At 46.0% G+C, this 17,071-nt stretch carries 18 protein-coding genes and 1 CRISPR repeat array (1 of these 19 running past the window's edge); of the genes, 3 read left to right on the top strand and 15 right to left on the bottom strand.

The window, feature by feature from the left end; translation table 11 throughout:
• Positions 1-240 precede the first annotated feature (240 nt).
• The 8 genes from VNN20_06790 to VNN20_06755 all read right to left on the bottom strand — a co-directional run bounded on the left by VNN20_06790 (position 241) and on the right by VNN20_06755 (position 7,910).
• Positions 241-684, bottom strand: a complete 444-nt coding sequence (locus VNN20_06790; GenBank protein ID HWP91887.1) for a hypothetical protein — start codon at positions 682-684, stop codon at positions 241-243.
• A 498-nt stretch (positions 685-1,182) separates the two neighbouring features.
• Positions 1,183-1,515, bottom strand: a complete 333-nt coding sequence (locus VNN20_06785; protein ID HWP91886.1) for a GIY-YIG nuclease family protein — start codon at positions 1,513-1,515, stop codon at positions 1,183-1,185.
• A gap of 221 nt (positions 1,516-1,736) precedes the next feature.
• Complete coding sequence (locus tag VNN20_06780) at positions 1,737-3,392, bottom strand: AarF/ABC1/UbiB kinase family protein (GenBank protein ID HWP91885.1); 1,656 nt, start codon at positions 3,390-3,392, stop codon at positions 1,737-1,739.
• A 2-nt stretch (positions 3,393-3,394) separates the two neighbouring features.
• Positions 3,395-4,744, bottom strand: coding sequence for an SEC-C domain-containing protein (locus VNN20_06775; GenBank protein HWP91884.1), 1,350 nt, complete (start codon positions 4,742-4,744; stop codon positions 3,395-3,397).
• Between the two features lie 37 nt (positions 4,745-4,781).
• Positions 4,782-5,573, bottom strand: a complete 792-nt coding sequence (budA, locus tag VNN20_06770) for an acetolactate decarboxylase (GenBank protein ID HWP91883.1) — start codon at positions 5,571-5,573, stop codon at positions 4,782-4,784.
• 325 nt (positions 5,574-5,898) lie between these two features.
• A complete protein-coding gene (locus VNN20_06765; protein HWP91882.1) occupies positions 5,899-6,156 on the bottom strand; it encodes a hypothetical protein in 258 nt (85 codons plus the stop codon).
• Between the two features lie 28 nt (positions 6,157-6,184).
• A complete protein-coding gene (locus VNN20_06760; GenBank protein HWP91881.1) occupies positions 6,185-7,078 on the bottom strand; it encodes a DMT family transporter in 894 nt (297 codons plus the stop codon).
• A gap of 46 nt (positions 7,079-7,124) precedes the next feature.
• Entirely contained in the window at positions 7,125-7,910 is a 786-nt protein-coding gene (locus VNN20_06755; GenBank protein HWP91880.1) for a TIGR00730 family Rossman fold protein, read from the bottom strand.
• A 404-nt stretch (positions 7,911-8,314) separates the two neighbouring features.
• Between VNN20_06755 and VNN20_06750 the strand changes: the two genes are divergently transcribed.
• Together VNN20_06750 and VNN20_06745 are read left to right on the top strand one after the other, a co-directional pair.
• Positions 8,315-9,151, top strand: a complete 837-nt coding sequence (locus VNN20_06750; GenBank protein HWP91879.1) for an electron transfer flavoprotein subunit beta/FixA family protein — start codon at positions 8,315-8,317, stop codon at positions 9,149-9,151.
• Between the two features lie 62 nt (positions 9,152-9,213).
• Entirely contained in the window at positions 9,214-10,209 is a 996-nt protein-coding gene (locus VNN20_06745; protein ID HWP91878.1) for an electron transfer flavoprotein subunit alpha/FixB family protein, read from the top strand.
• 44 nt (positions 10,210-10,253) lie between these two features.
• Here the strand turns inward: VNN20_06745 and murI are convergent, their stop codons facing one another.
• Positions 10,254-11,063 (bottom strand): glutamate racemase, encoded by an 810-nt coding sequence (murI, locus tag VNN20_06740; protein ID HWP91877.1) that lies wholly within the window; start codon positions 11,061-11,063, stop codon positions 10,254-10,256.
• Positions 11,064-12,286: 1,223 nt separating this feature from the next.
• Between murI and VNN20_06735 the strand changes: the two genes are divergently transcribed.
• The gene (locus VNN20_06735; GenBank protein ID HWP91876.1) at positions 12,287-13,078 is read left to right on the top strand and encodes a TIGR00282 family metallophosphoesterase; all 792 of its coding nucleotides are present in this window, start codon (positions 12,287-12,289) and stop codon (positions 13,076-13,078) included.
• 523 nt (positions 13,079-13,601) lie between these two features.
• Here VNN20_06735 and VNN20_06730 read toward each other — a convergent pair.
• From VNN20_06730 to VNN20_06705, 6 genes are all read right to left on the bottom strand, one after another.
• Entirely contained in the window at positions 13,602-13,940 is a 339-nt protein-coding gene (locus VNN20_06730) for a type II toxin-antitoxin system PemK/MazF family toxin (GenBank protein HWP91875.1), read from the bottom strand.
• A 6-nt stretch (positions 13,941-13,946) separates the two neighbouring features.
• Entirely contained in the window at positions 13,947-14,375 is a 429-nt protein-coding gene (locus VNN20_06725) for a hypothetical protein (protein HWP91874.1), read from the bottom strand.
• Positions 14,376-14,421: 46 nt separating this feature from the next.
• Positions 14,422-14,847: a putative toxin-antitoxin system toxin component, PIN family gene (locus VNN20_06720; protein ID HWP91873.1), complete on the bottom strand. Its 426-nt coding sequence runs from the start codon at positions 14,845-14,847 to the stop codon at positions 14,422-14,424.
• A complete protein-coding gene (locus tag VNN20_06715; protein HWP91872.1) occupies positions 14,823-15,062 on the bottom strand; it encodes an AbrB/MazE/SpoVT family DNA-binding domain-containing protein in 240 nt (79 codons plus the stop codon). The genes VNN20_06720 and VNN20_06715 overlap by 25 nt, the downstream gene beginning before the upstream one ends.
• A 242-nt stretch (positions 15,063-15,304) precedes the next feature.
• Positions 15,305-15,676 (bottom strand): four helix bundle protein, encoded by a 372-nt coding sequence (locus VNN20_06710; GenBank protein ID HWP91871.1) that lies wholly within the window; start codon positions 15,674-15,676, stop codon positions 15,305-15,307.
• Positions 15,677-15,917: 241 nt separating this feature from the next.
• Positions 15,918-16,292 carry a four helix bundle protein gene (locus VNN20_06705; GenBank protein HWP91870.1) on the bottom strand — a complete coding sequence of 125 codons (375 nt, stop codon included), beginning with the start codon at positions 16,290-16,292 and terminating at the stop codon, positions 15,918-15,920.
• 480 nt (positions 16,293-16,772) lie between these two features.
• A CRISPR array of direct repeats spans positions 16,773-17,071; the repeat unit is 36 nt; unit sequence GTTTCAATTCCCTTCCGGGAATTAGTGTCTTTCCAC; it runs 2,258 nt beyond the window's last position.

The following is a 17,071-nucleotide window of genomic DNA, read 5'->3' as shown; positions in this document are numbered from 1 at the left end:
TCGAGAAAGGAATGTTGAATCAGATAGCTTCAAGCAGAATACTTCTCTCAAGAAATTAATTAGGCAATGATAGATGGGGACGTTTACCATTTACCGGACTAGTGTAAGGAACGCATACCTGTACTGAGCGAGGTCGAAGTATATACGTTCCCTACAGTTTCTTTATCGAAATTGTCTGATATCGTCTTGAATCTCAACTTCTAGCCATTACAGTTTTTTAGAGCTTAGATCCTATTCAGATCAGTAATACCCAAGCCAGTCCAAGAAAGCGCTGTAAGAATCAAAGGAGTGAGTCTCATTGCCCGCTGCGTCTCTAACTGCTATTTTTAGCAATTCGTTTTCTAGTTCTCTAAATATGGTCTGTGGCTTGAAGTCACCGAACTCCGAAAGTCCCCATGCCTTGAAAAGCTCTTCTCCCCCTCCTCTGACATTTAAGTGTCCGTTTGAAGAGAGGGTGATGTAATCGTTTCTGCCAAAATAGAACAGAGCTCTTGCCGCGGGATGTTTTTCAGCTAAGAGCCTAGCTATATGCTTTGGGTTGTACTTGTTTTCATTTATATCTACTTCGCTGAGTTTATACTTTGTAAGGCTCTTATTCCGCATGACACCTAATTTCCTCCGTATCCATCCGTGTATGGTTTTCAACTCGCTGGATAAGCGGTTCGTTTCAGCAAAAGCGTTCATTCCCTTTCGCCCTCCTTCCAGAGCATATTTGCAGTGATTGCAACAGGTATGCCTAAAATCAGGAAGGGGGATAAGTGGATGTAACTCTTTGTAAAACAAGGCTTTTTTGTTTTTTTGCTTTTTATTTTTAGGTTAATAAGTAAAGACCCCAAGAGTGACAAAGTTGACATTTTTGTCAACTTTGTTGATAAAGCGGTAACTATTCTAACCCTAATTCGTTCAAATAGCCTTTCTGACCCTGGTTAACATAACTAATGTAGCAATCGCGTAGAGGCGCATCCAGTATTCGCTCCGGTTCTTTAAAGGGTGAACACGAGGTTTACCCCTACAATAAACAGGCTTTTACTTGAGGTGTAACTGCAATCTCTTCTAATCCCTCTTCGCCTGGCCTAACCTCCCACTTCCTCCACCCTTCGTCTTCGCTCAGGGTGAAGAAAGGTTGCAAAGCTTTTTCAGATAACTTCATACCGAGCGAAGTCGGGGTATGATTCCATACTGCTAATCCACTTTCTTATTCCTATAATGACTCTCATTCCTGCACTCAGCTAATTCATGAAGCAAATCGAAATCTCCTCTAATAAGGGCTTCTTTCTTAGCTCGGGACCAACCTTTAATCTGTCTTTCGGCCCGGATCGCTTCTTCATAAGTCGGGATGCATCCTGTAAAGACCAATTCGACCGGAAGACGTCTTGAGGTGTACCCGCCAAATGTGCCGTCCTTATGTTGAGCAATTCTTCGCTCAAGGTTCTGTGACTTGCCCGTGTAATAACTTCCGTCAGAACATCTGAGTATGTAAACCCAAGCCTTTTCCATTTCGCTTTCCTGTTTCACCCTTCGACTCCGCTGGTGAAGTAGTATTGGAATAAGCTTCCTCCTCCTTCATGGTGAGCGGAGTCGAACCATCATGGTGAGCCCTTCGATGAACTCAGGATAAACTCCGTCGAACCATGAGCTTTTGGCTCAGTTTACTCCTCAGCGATACATTTTTAGCTTGTCCCCGTCAAGGGGGGATGGAGAATAAACATCATAGCTGGCAATAGGAAACTATAGATTCAAAACTTCCCGGACTTTAAAATGGAGAGCATCAAAAAGAAGCCGAGAAAACCGGCAAACAAAAATCCCACCAGGCTGAAAAAGGTGGCCCAGCCTGATTCACCAAGAATAACCAGGGCAAGGGAAGCAAGAACCAGGGTCGAGATCAGAAGAGTGATAATAACACGGTTTATTATTGTCTCCCACCTGATCGCCCTCTTCTCAATCCCTGTGTCTTCGACACGGACCTTGAACCTACCGCTCTCCAGGCTATCCAGTATCCCCTTTATCTGAGGAGGTGTTTCTTGAACGACGCTGGAGAGGGTGATCAAGGATTTGGTCAGGTCTTTGGAAATTCTATGCGGATTGTACCTCTTCTTGAATATTTCCACTAAATAGGGATGAGACTCCTTAAAAATGTTTATATCCGGGTCAAGGGTCTTGCCCACTCCCTCCATGGTGATTAGAGCCTTGCACATTAGAGCGTATTCGTAGGGGATTCTGATTCGATGTCTAAGCGAGCCCTCCAGGAGGTCTTTTATGAACGCTCCCAGTTCCATGTGTTTTAGCGGCTTGCCAAAGTGCTTTTCGCAAATATCGATGACGTCCGCCCGAAACTCGGACATATCGACCTCGTCCTCTTTAATCCCTATTTTATAGAGTATTTGCACCACTTCCTCAAAATCCTCTCTTATTATGGAGAGGAGAAGGAAGAGCATCTTCTGTCTTACCTCCTCGCTTACCCGGCCTACCTGGCCTAAGTCGAGATAGGCGATTCTGTTTCCCTCCAGGACGAATACGTTTCCCGGGTGCGGGTCGGCATGGAAAAAGCCGTCACGGAATATCATCTCTACAACTGCTCTCAACCCGAGCCGGGCCACCGCTTTGGGGTCGTGTCCGAAAAGGGGTATATCCACAATCTTTACCCCTTCCACATAGTCCATGGTCAGCACCCTCTTGCCTGAAAACTCGTTATAAACGCCGGGGAAATATATATCGGGGTCGCCGTCGAAGTTTCTCCTGAACCTCTCCGCATTGGCCGCTTCTATGGTAAAGTCGAGCTCCCTCATTATTGCCCTCTCAAACTCCCTTACCACTTTTCTGGGAGCGTAGAAGCCCAGTTCGGGGATGCTTCTCTCCGCCATCCGTGCCAGGAGATAAAGCAGGTCAATATCGCTCTCTATAAGCGGTTTAATCCCCGGACGCTGAACTTTAACTGCAACCGAGGTGCCGTCCTTAAGGCTTGCCCGGTGAACCTGAGAAAGGGAAGCAGAGGCCACCGGCCTGGGGTCAAATGATTTAAATAACTCCTTGACCTCCACGCCCAGTTCCATCCTGACCTGGTCTTGAACCTCCTCGAACGTAAAGGGCGGCACGTTGTCCTGGAGCTTCGAGAACTCCTCGGTATAGGAGAGCGGAACCAGGTCCGGGCGTATGCTCAATATCTGTCCGAACTTAACGAAGGTAGGACCCAGCTCTTCCAGGGCCAGGCGAATGCGCTCCGGATTGGAAGCGGTCTGAGTAGCCGGCTGGGGGAAAATAACCCCAAGCACACGGGAATCCCTTAACCCTAGTCTCTCGATGAGATGCCCGTAGCCATGCCTGGCTAATACGGAGAATATTTGCCTTAGCCTTTGGACATCCCCGAATTTGGTAAAAATTGAAATGGCGTTCAACTTTACTCAAGCCTGAGTTTCTTCCGTAGCTTTGATACGTCGTAATAGGGCTCGCCGCGCTCGCGGGCATGCTCGTATAGGTTCTGCAACTCATCCAAGATAGAGTTTAGCTTATCCCTTCCCTGCCTTGTCTGCATAGCCTGCCGGGGGGTTTTACCCTGGAGAACCTTGAGGGGTTTATCTATCCAGTCTTCGTAGTACCTGTCCAGGACCGGGTTCACTTCAACCTTATTACGGGCGCGTGACTTCTTATTAGCTTTACTGGGCCGGCCAGATTTACCTTTCGGCATGAGCGATTCCAGTTGCCTGATTTTATCCCCCTCATGAACTACCAGCCCTTTTAGTCTTTTTTCTACCAGATTCTTGGCTTTGGAGAGTATATTAGCCGAGTAGCATTCTATCCTAAGCTTGTCCTTTTCTAGCTCGATAGTTCCGTATATCGTGCTCTTGTCCGCCCTCAACCAGGAAAACATCCGGAGTTCGTCTGTTCCTCCCGCCATCTCCTGAAGGGAGTTGACCTTTCTTAAATTTCCCAGCGCCCGGTCGTAGTTCTTAAGGTCGTAGGTCGCCGATGCCAGGACCAGGTCGTCCCCCTCCGGGGTCAAGAAACGCTGATGCTTGAGGGCGTCTTCCAGGTAATTCCCCATCAGAAATCCCCAATCTTTTAAATAGTCCTTGGATGTCGATTTTCTCCCGAACACCTTTTTGTACTCCTTGAATTCCCGATTGAAGAAATCTATGATTAGCGGCTTGAACGACGATGGATATACCAATATCACGCCTGAGAAATAATAATTGTTCCCGGTCTTAAGCGGCCTTCCCGCTATTATATCCGAAGTGGAAATACGCTCGGACGAGGCGGTGTCCTTTACCTCTATCAGCTCTCCGCTGAAAATATCCCTGACCCGGCATCCCTTTTTAGGGAATACCTCCTCTACCTCGAAAAAGCTGTATAGATTATCCATCCAGTCGTTAAGTATCTGGTCCTCGACCTCGGAAAGGTACTTCCTCTCCTCCTCGTAGAAACGCTCTATCACCCTTTTCCCATCGTCGAGCAGTTTGAAATCGTGTATAAACCAATCGAAGAATTTAGAGAACATGAGGTCATCTATATCATCTTCGAGTATGTTTTCGTTCAAGATCTCCGGGTCGTTTTTCCAGATGTAAAATGCTTCGCCAATCTGGGCCTGGATGTCCGGACGGTGGGAAAAATCTACAATCTTCATCCTGAGCTCTTTATCTGCCTGGTCAAACTTATACTGGGTGAGGTCAACAACGGAATCGTTATGATAGCAGCAATCCCGGAATCTCTTTCCGCTGCCGCAGGTACAAGATTCATCCAGATTTTTCATTCAGATTAAGGTATATGATGATAGATATGGTGTCAATTCACTCTGGCGTCTGCCTCTCCAGCTTGTACAGGCCTGTTCTTTTATCTTTTCCCAACTCCGTTTTCAGGAATTCCCCGCTCCCGGGCAATATCAAGCGGAAGTCGGAGGAATAATCTATTTCCACTTTGGCTTTTTGAACATTGCAGTCGAGTACGTGTCCCCCGGCCTTTCTGTCTTCGGTTATAAAATGAAAGTGATAACCGGGGACATTAAGCCCGGCCATGTATTCGGGCATTCGGAACCCTACTATCGTCCCTCTCACATCATTAAGCTCGAATACCGTTTCCTTTTCCAGGGCCTCAACCAGTGGAGGGTAAGGCTTTTTTTGTCCGGGTACGCTTCTGACCCTGGCCTGCTTGAATACCCCTTCGAGCCTGATTGAGTAGAAGATGTTCTCGGTGGGAAGTGATTGGTTTATCTTCTTTTCTAAGCTCTCACAGTTCACTGCTTCATGCAAGGATATGACCTTATCCGGTTTGAAAAACTTCACCGTGGCAAAAGGAGTTTTCATGGAGTCATCTACAAGATAGGCTTTACCATCGTACTTTATTTGATAGAATTTGCCGTCGAGGGCGACCATCTCACCGTCTAGGGCATTAAAAGTGCCCAAACCGAAATCGCCTTGCTTTTTGAGCACCTTATAAGTTATCTCTCCGTCATAAACACCGGCGGAGAGGGCTTCGATGGTAGAGGCCTGGAATATTACGTCCTTATCCCGGGATATTCCGGGAGCTTCGCTTAAAAGAAGGACCCAAAATGCAAGAAAGGTAACAAAATAAATCCTCTTCATGGTTACTCCATTTGTAATAGCCAGGACTTAATCAAACGGACACCGCCTTTGCAAGTTGTATCTAATAGAATGATTTCACTTTTATAAATGTCACTCTGGAGCACTTCTTAACATTCATGACGGAATCCGCGAGTGGCCTACGTTGTCATGCTGAGCGAAGCGAAGTATCTAATACTATCTAGATTCTTCACCTTCGGTTCAGAATGACAGCGTTGAAAGTTATTTCTAAAGATAACTTATGCTGACATCGACCGAAATCTCAAATTCTGACTATTACAACTTATTTCTACGTGAATTAAACTGTTTTTATCTCATGAAATAACCGTCATAATACACCCTTAGCCCTCTCCATTCTTTTCTCCCGGGAGCCATATTCTCCAAACATGCTTTCAAGGGCATCCTCTCTGTAATCAAAGATTTTTTTAAGCTCGTGTTTCACCACCATCTCGTTCACGCTCCTGCCGATAGGACCGAACGGGAGAGCATAATCCACTACGTCTTCTATTTCCACCCCCGTCTCAATTTCCCGAAAGAAATGCTTGTGATGCCAGAATCGATAAGGACCGAATCGCTGTTCATCCACAAAAAAATGGGGCTCCGAAACATATTAATCACCGAATTTCCGCCTGAGAGGGATAAGGCCTTCTCTGATTGGAAACCTGATAAATCCCCAGGAGTATTAATGCTCCCCCTACCATCACCCCTATATCCAGCCTGTTTCCCAGTTGTAACCAGTCAAATATCAGTCCGAAGACCGGAACGAGCATCGAGGAGAAGGTTGCCGTGTTTATGTCGAGCTTCCTGATCAAGTAAAACCAGATGGTAAAGTTTATTGCCGATGCCACCAGGCCGGTGAATAGAATAACCCCTACAGATACCCAGGTTATCTCAACCTTAAAAAGCCCGACTGTAGGAATGGATAGGAAGGCAAGACCCCCAGTTCCAATCAACATCTGAAGACCGTTAACCACGTAAGAATCTTCATCAAACATCCGCCTTCTCACCCAGATATTGGCCATAGCCCAGGAGATCGCTCCCAGAATGATTAAGAATTCTCCGGTCAGTATCTCCAAATCCTGATGCACTATGGTATCCCAGCCCAGTATGCATAAAATCCCCAAGCTTCCGATTGCCACCCCCAGCCACTTCGAGCTATCGAGCCTTTCCTTCAGGTAGAAATGAACGAGAAGGCTCGTCCATATAGGCATGGTATAGAGTAGAACCGCGGTTTTTCCGGCGGTGACAAACTTCATCCCGTAGAGCATGAAACCGAACATGGCCGTGGTTTGGAAAAACCCTACGATAGCATAGTCGAGCCATTTCCGTCCTTTCGGCAAGTAAGCCCACTTGCCGTAGAGGAAAGGTAGCATACATAATCCCCCCAACGCACACCTCCAGGTAGCCAGTGTAAACGGTTCCATGAAATCCAACCCTATCTTCATGAGAACCCATGAATATCCCCAGGTTATGATGACAAAGATAAGGAGTGCAACATTCAGTCCCATTTTTTGATGCTCCTTTATATTTAACTGAGGCAACCGAAGGAAAGATTTACTCCCAGAGTAATCTGGATGGTCTCGGAATCTTCCGCCTGGTTAATCCGAATTTTTCTACTGCGTGCACCCTTATATGCTCCATCGCCTCATCCACCGAATCGGTCAAAAGAAGAAGTTCCAGGTCGGAAGAGGAGATCGTGCCTTCTATGGCCATGTTCTTTAGAAAATTCATGAGCGGCTGGAAGTAATCCTTGCCTATTAGAACCAGGGGGAAATTGAATATCTTCTTATTTTGGATCAAAGTTATGGCTTCAAAGAATTCATCCATGGTGCCGACGCCGCCGGGCATCACTACAAATGCATAGGAGTACTTGAACAACATGACCTTGCGGACAAAGAAATAATGAAACGTCACCCACCTGTCCAGGTAGGGATTGGGCTTTTGTTCTTGGGGAAGAATAATGTTACACCCGACCGACATTCCCCCTGCTTCCTTCGCTCCCCGGTTGGCCGCCTCCATTATCCCCGGCCCCCCTCCGGTTATTACGGTGAACCCCATCTCGGCCAGCCGACGCCCGATGATCCTTCCCTGGGCGTAGTATGGATGGTCCTCCTTGAAACGGGCCGAGCCGAACACGGTAACGCATGGACCGACGAAATGAAGGCTCCGAAATCCCTTTATGAACTCATACATCGCCTTAATAACTATCCATAGTTCCTTCTTTCTGGAATGGGGGCCTTCCAGGAAAAAACGGTCTTCGGCGAGTGGTATCGGACGCTCGATTTGCTCAGGTAGGCCGGGTTTCTTCTCTTCGGTCAGGTCGCTTGTGTTTAAGGACATTTATAATCCACTTTATACTAGAGCCTTTAGAGTCAAACGGTAATTCCTGTTTCCAGGGCTATATCTCAGAGTTACTGATTCTTTGCCCAGTAATTATCCCATTACCGGCAAGAAGTTGCAATATAATTCCCCGCTCGGACCCGGCTGCGGAGGTTTCCGGGCTAAAGCTCCGCCAGAGAGCCGGCATCTTCCTTGACAATCAATTGCCAATCCGTTAGTTTTTTACGTTTTTCATCGAACTGTTAAACAGCTACTAATACTTTAATTTTCCTTAACTCCTAAGGAACGCATATATGCGTTCCTTACAATTTAGAACTGGTTTTAAAGTACTAGCTATAACCAATGCCAAGTCGTCTTTACGAATTTTTTGAATACTAACTAAAATAAAGAGGAGGTAGACTGCCGTGAGAAGTATCGTCATTGTTAGGCAGACCCCGGATACCGAGGCTAAGATCAAAGTGGCTTCGGGCGGGGACACGATCGATAACGAAGGGATAAAATGGATCGTAAATCCCTACGATGAGTTTGCTATCGAAGAGGCCATAAGAATCAAGGAAAAGTTAGGGGGCGAGGTGGTACTCATCACCATGGGGCCGGCAAGATGCGCCGAGGCCCTCCGTACCGGCCTGGCTATGGGAGCAGACACCGCCGTACACATAAAGGACGAAAGCTTCGCCTACACGGACCCTTACGCCATCTCCAAGGCGATTGCCCAGGAGATCAAGAATCTCGGTGAATTCGATTTAATCCTCACCGGGAAGAAGATGATCGACGAGGAGACCGGACAGGTTGGGATCCAGGTAGCAGAGGAGTTGGGGATCCCCCACGTAGCCATAGTCACCAAGCTTGAGATATCATCCGACCAAAAGAAGGCCACCTGTCAAAGAGAGATAGAGGGCGGGCAGGTCATCGTAGAGGTTCCACTTCCGGCCATAATCACCTGCGAAAGGGGATTAAACGAGCCGAGATACGCTTCACTTCCCGGGATAATGAAAGCAAAGAAAAAACCGCTTAAAGAGGTAACCATAGACGGCATTGACCCGGCTGGATTGGGTTTAACCAAAGAAGCGCTCGGCCCGGCGGGAGCGAGATTCAAGACCGTTTCATACAGGATTCCGCAGATAGAGAGAAAACTGAAGGTGATTAAGGGGTCCAAACAAGACATGGTAAAGGATAACGAGATTGTTGAATCAGCCCGGGAGCTTGTAAAGCTCCTCCGGGAAGAGGCCAAGGTAATTTAACCGCGAACCCGGGCACGAAGTGCACCAACATTTAGTAGATGTAGATAACAAGGAGGAACAAAATGAGCAATGAAATCTGGGTAGTTGCAGACCTTACTATAGACGGCAAAGTGAGGAAGGTAACTTTTGAGGCCTTATCCGAGGCCAGAAAAAAGCTCGCCGGTAAAATGGGAGGACCGCTTTGCGGAGTCCTGATCGGCTCCGGGGTCTCCGGGCTAGCGGAAGAGCTGGGAAAGTATGGGGCGGAAAAGGTTTACGTCGTAGACAACGAACTGCTAAAAGATTATACGCCTGAAGGATATGCCACTGCGCTTTCCGGGTTGATCAAAAAACACAGCCCGGCAATCGTAATTACCGGAAACACATCCATAGGCCAGGATTTTTTCCCCAGGGCAGCGGCTAACGTGGGAGCGGGTCTTACGATGGACGCGGTCGAGTTGGACCTGACCGACGATAACAGGCTTAAGGTCCAGAGATACAAATACTCCGCCAAATCCATTTCCACCGTAGAATTTCTCGACCATAAACCGCAGATGACCACCATCAGGCCGAACGTGTTTAAAACAGAGGAAGCCCCCAAAAATGCCGAGGTGGTCAACGAATCGGTCGACCTTAAACCGGAAAACATTGTGACCAAGGTCATAGAGGTGAAAAGAAAGCAATCAGAGCGGCCCGAGCTTACCGAAGCGGAGCGAATCGTCTCCGGCGGGCGCGGACTAGGAAGCGCAGAGAATTTCAAGTACATCTTCGAGCTTGCCGACGCATTCGGCGCGGCGGCAGGCGCGTCTCGCGCGGCGGTGGACTCAGGATACGCCCCATTTGAGATGCAGGTAGGCCAGACCGGAAAGGTGGTTTCACCCGTTCTATACGTGGCCATTGCAATTTCTGGCTCTATTCAGCATTATGCCGGCATGGGTTCATCCAAGGTGATCGTGGCAATCAACAAAGACCCGGAAGCGCCTATTTTCCAGAAATGCGATTATGGAATTTGCGGCGACCTGTTCGAGGTGCTGCCGCCTCTGACGGAGGAAGTTAAGAAGCTTCTAGTACAGGAGTAATCTTGGAGACGGGGCGTATGGCCATCATACGCCCCTATCTTTTTTCATAAATCGACCTGCTGAACCTCTCCGATATCCTCACCCAAGAATCTCCCGGCAATCGAGACGAAGGTTTCGGACACATCGGTCAGATAGAATTCCCTCTTGGCCATGCCGGGACCACGGTTCGCTGTTCCGTCCTCCTCGAGAACCCTCTTGATTTCTAGGGCCGTTTCCTCGGCTGAATCGACCAGCGTTATATTCTCCCCCACCACTTTTTGAATCGTCTTCTTGAGGAGCGGATAGTGTGTGCAACCGAGAATAAGCACGTCAATCCCCGATTCTTTAAAACCCTCCAGGTATCTCCTGGCTGCAAGCTCCGCTATCTCCCCATCGGTCCATCCTTCCTCGGCAAGGGGGACAAAAAGAGGGCAGGCTTTGGAATAGACGCTGACCTCTGGTGCTATATTCTCCATGGCCTTTTTATAGGCATTGCTTTTGACGGTGGACGGAGTGCCTATAACCCCTACCCGGCCCGTTTTCGTCGCCCTGACCGCCCTTCTCGCACCAGGCTCTGTCACCCCGATTATTGGGATTCTCAGGTCCCACCTCAGGCTGGGGAGTGCAACAGCGGAGGCGGTGTTACATGCCACCACTAAAAGCTTTATGCCCTTGGATAGGAGAAACGAGGCGTTGCTTTGGGAGTAGGTGATCACGGTCTTGCTGGATTTTGTGCCATATGGAACCCTAGCCGTATCACCGAGGTAAATAAGGTTCTCATGAGGCAGTAGCTTGACAATCTCTCTCACCACGGTGAGCCCGCCTATGCCGGAATCAAATACGCCTATGGGTGAGGTGCTGGGGTCATTGGTCATGTGGGTTATTATTTATGGGTTCCTCCATCCCTCAAGTATGGATTAGCCTGCCAATGTCACGTCCGAACGTTACACGCTAATGATGTACGGAGGCAAACTTTAGTCATCCCCCCGTTTGCATCCCAGTCCCCCGGTTTAACCAGGGGATCGATCGAGCATTCTTCACGCATGTCATCCCCGAGTGCATTAATCGGAAATCCACTCATCTGTCATTCCCGAAATCTTTTATTCGGGAATCCACCTACCCTGTCATCCCCGAACGCATTAATCGGGAATCCTATTCCAATTTGTCATCCCCGAACGCATTAATCGGGGATCCATCTTTTAAAACTTGAATTCCCGCTCCCCGCCTCGGTAAGGACAAGCTTCGCGGGAGCAAGAAGTAATAGTTTTTGCAGAGTAATGACCCATTGTCAGATTAATAAATGACGTCCTGTGTCAGACTGCTTCGCGGAGTTTACACTGAGCATGGCCAACGTGCTCGCAATGACAGAAGAAACTCTCTGGCAAGCCGCAGTGAATTCTCAAGTTAAATTACAATTAGCTAAGATTATATCTAACCCCCGTCCGATTTAAAAATTCAAAGACCATAAAAGTATTTAGTGTTGTAATAGTGTGAATTTGAGTTTTCAGGCAATGTCTGCACGAGTTTTTGCACAGAGATACGTTGTCATGTCGGACTGAAATGCAGAAATCTTATTGATATTGAAGTTTAAGATTCCTCGCATGCTCCCTCAAGTTAGTTCGGGAAAGGCTCTTCATCAAGGCTCAGGACTCAGGATGAGTGGGCAATCATTCGATAACTCCGTTCACCCTGAGCGCAGTCGAAGGGTAAACACCTCAAGAAAACCATCCTTCGATTAAACTCAGGATGAGCGGATTTACATCCGCTAGGATGATGATAACAAGGAAAGAACTCAGCCTACCAAAAATCCCGGAACATAACTATATGAATTGTCATTTCGACTGCAGGGAGAAATCTTAAAAAGTAATTTATTCTCTTTACACTGAGTACAGATAATGTGCTCAGAGCAGGCTCTTGGATGTAGAAACTTCTTTTTGAATTAACCAAAAGAGTTTCGAGATAACCAGGTGCAATGTAGTCGTCACCTTGAATAAAATTTAACATGACCATGTCCGTCTGATCAAATCTAGATTAGTACAATTTGTTAGGCAAACAACATTACCAATTTAACCAAAATCCAGATAGATTTAATAGAACAATGGACAAAGGTCTAAGCGTTCTTTTTATAGGGGATATAGTAGGAGAAGCAGGAAGGGAAACGGTCCGGGTTTTGCTTCCTAATTTGGTTGAGAAGCATAAAATCGATTTTGTCATAGCCAATTGCGAGAACGCCGCGGGCGGGAAGGGAATTACACCCAAGATCACTGAATATCTATTTGACTGCGGTATAGACGTCCTTACATCCGGAAACCACATCTGGGACAAGAGGGAAATAATCCCCTACATAGGTAAAGAGCCGAGGCTCCTCAGGCCGGCGAATTTTCCGCCAGCTACCCCCGGCGCCGGTCACGGGATCTTCGAGGTCAAAGACGGGCTGAGTATTGCGGTGGTTAATCTTTGCGGCAACCTTTTCATGGATTCCTACGAACCCTGTTTTCAAAAGGTTTCCGCTCTGGTAGAAGAGGTAGCAAAGCATACCAGACTCATAATAGTTGATTTTCATGCCGAGGCCACTTCGGAAAAGATGGCCATGGGATGGTACTTGGATGGGAAGGTAAGCGCAGTGATAGGCACCCATACCCATGTCCAAACCGCGGACGAGAGGGTTTTACCCCAAGGAACTTCCTACATAACCGATGTGGGGATGACCGGCTCGATGGACTCGGTAATCGGAATGGAGAAGGAGATAGCCATTAAAAGGTTTTTAACGCTGATGCCGGAGAGAAACGAACCAGCTAAGGCTAATGCCTGGCTCAATGGGGTGGTAATAGACTTGGATAAAGAGAGCGGCAGGAGCATCGGAATCAGGAGAATAGCCGTTCCCAGGTAGCTTCACCTTGTAGCAAGCTCATCACTACTATCACCTTTTAGGTTTCAAGTCAACGTATTAGGGATTAGAGACACATTAGGGACTAGGAACTAGGGACATGGGACAAGGGACAAGGGATTAGGGACTGGGGATAATACGGACTAGTTTGGTCTTTTTCACTTATCCCCTATCCCCTATCCCTTATCCCCTACATTCCTAACCCATTCCCTTCCGGGAATTAGTGTCCGTGAAACAGTTTATAGTTTTTAGTGTTTGGTGTTTAGTTATTAGGAAATAACTTCGAGCCATATAGGCATTGAATCCTAGCCAGTTTGTAGCAATGCTGCTGCGCCTTCATTCCCCTAATCACTAACCACTAACTCCTAAACACTAGCCTTGCTCGGTTTCAATTCCCTGCGGGAATTAGAAGTTTTTCTTCAATGTGTAGAAGGTTTACCTTGACAACAGATAAGGAGTAGTAATTTCCTAGGATGATTAGAAAGTTTTTGAAAATAGCACATTCCTTTAGCCTCAGGGCTGCCAGTTATGCTAGCAGAACTCTCAAATTCTCGGTCAACTTAACCGAGCTTTTACGAGAAATTTTACCGAGATGTTTAATTAAACGACGATTATCAATGGCTCGAATTTGGTCCACCATAATGTCCGACTTTTCTTTTAATCCGGCTTCCCCGGAAACTAGATGTACTCTTAAGAAACGTGCCTTCGGCTGTACCTTAGTGGTCACAGGGCATATAACTGTCGAAGGATGTAATCCGTTAAGAAGATCTGTTTGAATAACGACTACCGGCCGGACCTTTCCGGGTTCTGTTCCTATTCTTGGGTTTAGGTCAGCAAGATAGACATGCCATTTCTTGATCTCCATCAGTTACTAATCCAGTTCGTCTTCGAGCAATTCAAATGCCTCTAAAATGCTGAGGGATTCATCGGCAATCAGCCTCGATTCTTCGGTTAAGGATTTTTTGAGAAGCTTTCTTTTCCAGAGTTTATTGTAAAGATTTATAGCCTCGTTAAAGTAGGAGTTCCTCCTCTTCCGATTCAGCCTAAGAATTTCTTCAGCCTCTTTAAACACTTCATCCTGTAATTTCAGGGAGAGAAGCTTGGACATGGCAAATTCTCCAAAAAAGGAATCCGGTATTACCATAAGTATATACTCCGTAGAACCGGAGTCAAAAAATTCCCTTACGGATATTGTAGGCTCGAAGACGGTTTTTAGTGTTTGATGTTTAGTTTTTAGGAAATCACCTCTTGTCACATCGTCGTCAAATGCAAGCCAGGATGTGGGGTGATACTTAATCATTATTTCCCTAACCACTAATTTCTAAACGCTGACCTCTCAGGCTTTTTCACAAGAAAATGTCTAATAAATCTGAAGGCCTGATAATTCTCACTGATTTGAAGCTCTTAAGGCTCCATAAGTCTTTATCCCCGCTGACTACGAATCTAGCTTTGGCGGAGAGAGCACATGAGATGAACTTATCATCATCGAGGTCTTTACATATACCCTTGATACTGGTTTTTACTTCTATAACTTCAAAGAAGGGAAGAACCTCTTCGAGGATAAGATGACTTATCTCGTTTTTGGTGAGTGCAAATTTCGGGTACTCAAGGACTCTTTTGAACTCGTCAAAAATTTCTTTAGAAAGTACCGGCACTATTTTTCCACTCTTCCATAAAGCTACTATCTTGGATGTTTCTTTCTTGAAAAGGAGCGCCGATACCAGAACATTTGTATCAAGAACAACCTTTATCTTGCTTTTCTTCTTGCCCATTTGATGGCTTCAGTTACGTCCTTCTCTGCAATACCTAGCTTCTCCATTTTATCTCTAATTTCTTCGAGGAGATCGGTTTCAGCACTTACCCTTACCGGGGTAAGCACTATAGTTCTACCCTTGACCTGAACGTCAAAATACTCGGTATCCGGGAATTCTTTGACTATTTCTTTGGGTAAGGTGAGCTGGTTTTTAGATGTCTTTTTGGCGAGCATTTTCCTTACTCCCTTACTATAAGGATACATTGTTTCGCCAGTGTATCAACGTCCAAGGGGAATAACCTGGTGCCGGATCGGCATTTAATCCGGGAGAGCAAATAGGAACGCCACCGCATAACTATCTCACTTTATGTCAACCATCTTATGGCTCATTTAGCACAATATTAGGGATTAGGGACACATTAGGCAATAGGGACTAGGGATATGGGACTGGGGACATGGGATATAGGAATCAGGATTTATTCCCTCTGCTTTCTTAAACTACTTAACAAACCATTTATCATTCTAATTATCTCCTCACATTCTCCCATAATCTGCTTATAAATATATTCCTCCATCAATCCTAAATCTTTCAACTTTATCAACCAATCCTCACTTTCCGTTGTCGAGCCTCTGGCTATCGTCAGAAACCTTTCATAATCCTTGCCTCTCCTTCCATACCCTTCGGCTATATTTGCACTTATTGAACTGACCGACCTCAAGATTTGATCTGATATAACCATCGCTACCCTATTTTTAGGTAACTTTTCTACTAATTTAACGATTTCTAGAAAGAGCCTATGTGCTTTTTGCCAAACCAATAAGTCATTAAAGCTCTTTATGTCAGCCATATTATGGCCTATTTTAGCACAATATTAGGGATTAGAGACACATTAGGGACTAGGGACTAGGAACTAGGGACAAGGGACAAGGGATTAGGGACTGGGGATAATACGGACTAGTTTGGTCTTTTTCACTTATCCCCTATCCCCTATCCCCTATCCCTTATCCCCTACATTCCTATCCCATTCCCTTCCGGGAATTAGTGTCCGTGAAACAGTTTATAGTTTTTAGTGTTTGGTGTTTAGGGAATTAGAAACTTTTTCTATCCGAGATGGACTTCATAAGCCCGGTTATCATCCTTCCTAGCTCCGTACAAATGTCACGCAACTTCTTACAATCCTCTTCACCAATATAACCCTGATACTTTGATATCTCTAGTATAGGTATACATTCAAATACAGAAGCCCTTGCAATCTCATAAAATCTTCTCTTCTCTAATCTTTTAATTCTACCAGAGCCCTCAGCTATGTTGAGCGCTATGGATATAGCAGCTCTTCTAAACTGACTTGTTAAACCAAATACCTCATCCTTGGGAAAACTCTTAGTTACTCTATAAACACGATTAATGAAATCAATGGATTTCTTGTATATTTCTAGATCCTCAAAATCAAATTTCCCATTCATAAAGGAATTATAATCCTGGAAAACGGTTTTTAGTGTTTGGTGTTTAGTTATTAGGAAATAACTTCGAGCCATATTGGCATTGAATCCTAGCCAGTTCGTGGCTATGCTGCTGCGCCTTCATTCTCCTAATCACTAACTACTAACTCCTAAACACTAGCCTTGCTCGGTTTCAATTCCCCAAGGCAGTGTTTAGTGTTTAGTTATTAGCAGATAACTTCCAGCCATATTGGCATTGAATCCTACCCAGTTCGTGGCAATGCTGCTGGGCCTTCATTCCCCTAATCACTAACTACTAACTCCTAAACACTAGCCTTGCTCGGTTTCAATCCCCCAAAGGCAGTGTTTAGTGTTTGGTGTTTAGTTATTAGGAAATAACTTCGAGCCATATTGGCATTGAATCCTAGCCGGTTTGTAGCAATGCTGCTGCGCAATCATTCCCCTAATCACTAACTACTAACTCCTAAACACTAGCCTTGCTCAGTTTCAATTCCCTTCCGGGAATTAGTGTCTTTCCACTAGAAGAGTGTGAATACTGTGACAACTGCAACAGACTAATGTTTCAATTCCCTTCCGGGAATTAGTGTCTTTCCACTGGGTTTATCGAGGTGGACCTTATGACTGAATCCTGGGTTGTTTCAATTCCCTTCCGGGAATTAGTGTCTTTCCACATGAGCGAGGACGAGTTTTTAGCGAAGAAGATATGCCCCGTTTCAATTCCCTTCCGGGAATTAGTGTCTTTCCACGTCGATCAATGTTTCACGTTCGGTCATTTTTGCTTG

This window comes from Thermodesulfobacteriota bacterium, from assembly GCA_035559815.1.
In the GTDB taxonomy this organism is placed as follows: Bacteria; Desulfobacterota_D; UBA1144; order Nemesobacterales; family CSP1-2; genus DATMAT01.
Note: the sequence above shows the minus strand (reverse complement) of the source record. Positions and strands in the feature narration are given on the sequence as shown.

Excerpts from the sequence above, each read along its gene's own strand:
- VNN20_06790 (HWP91887.1), bottom strand. The coding sequence starts at position 684 with ATGAACGCTTTTGCTGAAACGAACCGCTTATCCAGCGAGTTGAAAACC.
- VNN20_06775 (HWP91884.1), bottom strand. The coding sequence starts at position 4,744 with ATGAAAAATCTGGATGAATCTTGTACCTGCGGCAGCGGAAAGAGATTC.
- budA (HWP91883.1), bottom strand. The coding sequence starts at position 5,573 with ATGAAGAGGATTTATTTTGTTACCTTTCTTGCATTTTGGGTCCTTCTT.
- VNN20_06760 (HWP91881.1), bottom strand. The coding sequence starts at position 7,078 with ATGGGACTGAATGTTGCACTCCTTATCTTTGTCATCATAACCTGGGGA.
- VNN20_06755 (HWP91880.1), bottom strand. The coding sequence starts at position 7,910 with ATGTCCTTAAACACAAGCGACCTGACCGAAGAGAAGAAACCCGGCCTA.
- VNN20_06745 (HWP91878.1), top strand. The coding sequence starts at position 9,214 with ATGAGCAATGAAATCTGGGTAGTTGCAGACCTTACTATAGACGGCAAA.
- murI (HWP91877.1), bottom strand. The coding sequence starts at position 11,063 with ATGACCAATGACCCCAGCACCTCACCCATAGGCGTATTTGATTCCGGC.
- VNN20_06735 (HWP91876.1), top strand. The coding sequence starts at position 12,287 with ATGGACAAAGGTCTAAGCGTTCTTTTTATAGGGGATATAGTAGGAGAA.
- VNN20_06730 (HWP91875.1), bottom strand. The coding sequence starts at position 13,940 with ATGGAGATCAAGAAATGGCATGTCTATCTTGCTGACCTAAACCCAAGA.
- VNN20_06725 (HWP91874.1), bottom strand. The coding sequence starts at position 14,375 with ATGATTAAGTATCACCCCACATCCTGGCTTGCATTTGACGACGATGTG.
- VNN20_06720 (HWP91873.1), bottom strand. The coding sequence starts at position 14,847 with ATGGGCAAGAAGAAAAGCAAGATAAAGGTTGTTCTTGATACAAATGTT.
- VNN20_06715 (HWP91872.1), bottom strand. The coding sequence starts at position 15,062 with ATGCTCGCCAAAAAGACATCTAAAAACCAGCTCACCTTACCCAAAGAA.
- VNN20_06710 (HWP91871.1), bottom strand. The coding sequence starts at position 15,676 with ATGGCTGACATAAAGAGCTTTAATGACTTATTGGTTTGGCAAAAAGCA.
- VNN20_06705 (HWP91870.1), bottom strand. The coding sequence starts at position 16,292 with ATGAATGGGAAATTTGATTTTGAGGATCTAGAAATATACAAGAAATCC.